The following is a 1,782-nucleotide window of genomic DNA, read 5'->3' on the forward strand; positions in this document are numbered from 1 at the left end:
GACGGCGGGGTCTTGGCCGGTGACGGCGCGGCCGAGGGGGCGGAGACGGCGGTCCCGGTGAGCAACTGGCCGAAGAGCGCGGTGGCCAGGACTCCTACGGCCAGCCTCCCGCGTCTTCTCGGACGTGGGGCCAGTGGGGGGTTGGATGGCACGGATGTTCCTCCACGAAACAGGAGTTCACAGACGAACCACAGCATGCGTCCAACTCCCCACCATGGCAAGGAAAATGATAACCAGTTGGCCTGAGTCGCCCTCTCGGAGCCCCCTCCGGGAAGCGACGTCCGGGCGGCCGGGAGACGGTGGACGGCCGCCATGGCGCCGACGTCGACGCTCGCCGTCGGCACCTCCAGGGGCAGCACGGGGGCGGGGAATGTCCCGAGATACCCGGGACGCCCGGCCCCCTTCGTCGGAGGTGGTCCTACTGCATCACCACGGGGAGCAACCATCTCACTGACAGCGAGGCCGAGTCACTGAAGGCCAGGGAGCCCGACCAGGCCCTGCGCACAGGGATGGACCGCCTGGTCCCCCCTATCATCACGGCCAAGACCGAACTACCCCAGCCGGGCCACCCGGCCACAGGACATCGCCCTCGACGGCATGCGCACGGGCACACGGGCGTACGGGCGTACGGGCGTACGGGCGTACGGGCGTACGGGCGTACGGGCGTACGGGCGTACAACGGTGTGCCAGTCCTCGTGGTGCGGAGTGCTACGGCACATACCCTCGCCGCTTGTCGACGACGTTGCGCAGGGGGTGGCCTTCGATGTGACGGGTGAGGTTGTCGAGGAACACCTCGATGAGAGCGTTGCGTTCGCTGGTGGTCTCACCTGCCGTGTGGGGGGAGATCATCACACCGGGCATGTCCCACAGAGGTGATCGTGGTGGCAGTGGCTCCTGGTCGAAGACGTCGAGGGCGGCGCCGGCGAGCCGGCCGGAGGCGAGGTGGTCGATGAGTGCCGGCTCGTCGACGAGGCCTCCTCGTCCGACGTTGATCAGCCGTGCGCCCGGCTTCATGGCCGCCAGTACGGACGCGTCGACCATGCCCCGGGTGGTCTTGGTGAGGGGGGCGGCCAGGACGACGTAGTCCGCCTCGGCCAGTGCGGAACGCAGACCGTCGGGACCATGGAGCGTGCCGAAGTCGGGATCGTCGGTGCGGGCCGTGCGTCCCGCGCCGCACACCCGCATGCCGACGGCCCTCAGCAGTCGGGCGATGGCGCGGCCGATGGGGCCGGTGCCCCAGATCAGGGCGGTGCGTCCGGCGATGCTGTCACTGGGACGGGGACGCCATTCGCGGCGCTGCTGGTGTTCCCACGTGCCCGGAAAGTCCTTGGCCAGGGCGAGGATCAGACCGAGTACGTACTCGGCGGTCGGCTGGTCGTAGACGCCGCGCGCGTTCGTGAGAGTGACGCCCGGGTCGTCGACGAGGGCGGGGAAGAGGAAGGAGTCCACGCCCGCGGAGGACGCGTGGACCCAGCGGGGTGCCTTCTCCGGGTTGTCGGGCCAGGACTCGCGGATGGCCGGGGTGATGGTGACCCAGGCCATGAGGGCGTCCGCGCCGGGGAGGAGGTAGGGGAGCTCCTCCTCGGTCGCGTACACGGTGTCCGCGAGCCGCTCGATGAGCCCTGTGGCGGGTGGCAGGCTGCCGCGGTACAGGACGACGAGTCGGTCGGGCATGTCAGGCTCCGGTGGGGACGGCGATGTACTTGTATTCCAGGAACTCGCCGATGCCGACGCGGCCGCCTTCGCGGCCGAGGCCGGACTGCTTGATGCCGCCGAAGGGTG

Annotated in this window: 2 protein-coding genes; both read right to left on the reverse strand. The window is 70.0% G+C overall.

Translation table 11 applies throughout. The features are described 5' to 3' along the window. Positions 1 to 708: 708 nt before the first annotated feature. Complete coding sequence (locus ACFY9I_RS42345; protein WP_391012831.1) at positions 709 to 1,674, reverse strand: NAD(P)-dependent oxidoreductase; 966 nt, start codon at positions 1,672 to 1,674, stop codon at positions 709 to 711. 1 nt (position 1,675) lies between these two features. Further along, positions 1,676 to 1,782 (reverse strand): aldehyde dehydrogenase family protein (locus ACFY9I_RS42350; protein ID WP_391012834.1); only part of this gene is annotated, 107 nt, incomplete at its 5' end.

The organism is Streptomyces sp. NPDC012510 (assembly GCF_042955065.1).
GTDB lineage: Bacteria > Actinomycetota > Actinomycetes > Streptomycetales > Streptomycetaceae > Streptomyces.